At 74.2% G+C, this 1,788-nt stretch carries 2 protein-coding genes; one reads left to right on the plus strand and one right to left on the minus strand.

Features of this window, described 5'->3' with window-relative positions:
- The coding region (locus ACFVXK_RS38555; RefSeq protein WP_389622048.1) for a sulfatase-like hydrolase/transferase at positions 1 to 978 on the minus strand (978 nt) is incomplete at its 3' end.
- 243 nt (positions 979 to 1,221) lie between these two features.
- On the opposite strand from ACFVXK_RS38555, the gene ACFVXK_RS38560 reads away from it, so the two are divergent.
- On the plus strand, positions 1,222 to 1,788 hold a 567-nt coding region (locus ACFVXK_RS38560; RefSeq protein ID WP_389622050.1), incomplete at its 3' end, for an agmatine deiminase family protein.

Raw genomic sequence — 1,788 nt, forward strand, 5'->3', positions numbered from 1 at the left:
GGGGATGCGCACGCCGCCCTCGTCGCGGTTGCGCTTGTAGCCGCGCAGGGGTCCGTTGGCGTCGAACAGGTCGGGGTTGACGCCGCCCTCCTCGTGGGGGCCGTTGTCGCTGGTGACGAGGAGGACGGTGTCCTGCTCCAGGCCGAGGGCGCGCAGCCGGTCGACGACCTTGCCGACGAGGGCGTCGAACCAGCTCACCTGGGCGGCGTGCCCCTTGTTCGCGGCGCTCCAGCTCCGGTCGGCGTAGGCGCCGGTGTCGGGTATGTCGCTGGGGGCGTGCGGGACGTTGGGGGTGAGCAGGAGCAGGAAGGGCTCCGCCGCGTGGTCCCCGATGAAGTCCAGGGCGTGCCGCTCCAGGAGGTCCGGCGCGTACACGGCCTTCGCTCCGCCCGCGTTGGCGGGGATGGGCTCCTTCACGTCGTTGTGCCAGAGGTACTCGGGGTAGTACTGGTGGGCGTGGCCGTGGTCGATGTACCCGTAGAACTCCTCGAAGCCGCGGGCGGCCGGGTGGCTGTCCTGGCCGGGGGCCTCCGGCCCGAAGCCCCATTTGCCGATCACGGCGGTCCGGTAGCCGCGGGCCCGCAGCACCTGGGCGAAGGTGGTGTCGGCGGCGGTGAGGGAGCCCTGGCCGCCGGAGGAGGGGTTGGCGCGGACGGTGGCGTGGCCGGTGTGGAGGCCGGTCAGGAGGGAGCCGCGGGAGGGGGCGCAGACGGCGGCGGTGGAGTAGGCGTCGGTGAAGCGCAGCCCCTCGGCGGCGAGCCGGTCCACGCGCGGGGTGGTGATCAGCTTCTGTCCGTACGCGCCGAGTTCGCCGTAGCCGAGGTCGTCGGCGAGGACGACGACGAGGTTCGGCGGACGGGTGCTGCCGGGGGCGGCCTCCCGCGCCGTCACGGGGGACGCGGCCCGGGCCGCCGGACCAGCGGCGGTGAGGCCGAGGGCGGCGGTCGAACCGGCCAGGAAGGTACGGCGGCTGGGCATGGCGGGGTACTCCTCGGTGCGGGTGGGGAACCGGGCGGGTGCGCCGATCATGGGTCGCGCGGGCCCGCCGGAGCCATGCACGGAGCATGAAGACCTTGTGACGGCAGCCACCCCCACATCGGTTTGACTGAATTTTCAGTCAGTGCGAGGGTGAGGTCAGGGCGGCAGCCCTGACCGGCCGGCCGCCCCCTGCCCGCGCATGCGGCACCGGCCCGGGATAGGTCTACTTGATCTGGAGATGCCATGACCGAACACCGTGACGAGCGCTCGCTCGCCGACCACCTGCTCGGGGTCCTGCCCTCCCGCCGGAAGCTGCTGGGGGCGGTCGGCCTCGGCGCGGCCGGCGTGGCCCTCGGCGGCGCCGCGCTCACCTCGGCCTCCGCCACGCCCTCCCCGCGGCCGGGCGGGGTGCGCCCCCGGGTCCCCGCCGACGACGTCCCGCACGCCCGGACGTGGATGTCCTGGCCGTCGCGGAAGTCGGTGTGGGGCCGGCAGCTGTCCGGTGTGAAGGAGGACATCGGGCTGATCGCGCGCACGATCGCCGAGTTCGAGCCGGTGGTGATGTGCGTCCCCGACGACTACAGCGCCCGCGAGGCGCGGCCCCTGTGCGGCCCGCAGGTCGAGCTGACCACGGCGATCCCCACCGACGACCTGTGGATGCGCGACATCGCCCCGGTCTTCCGCCGGGACGGGAACGGCGGCCTCGACGCGGTCTCCCTCAACTTCAACGGGTGGGGGGACAAGCAGGTCCACACCGACGACGCCCGCGCCGCCGTGCTGGTCGCCCGCCGGCGCGGCCTGCGGCTCACC

The organism is Streptomyces sp. NPDC058157 (assembly GCF_042884105.1).
Classification (GTDB): domain Bacteria; phylum Actinomycetota; class Actinomycetes; order Streptomycetales; family Streptomycetaceae; genus Streptomyces.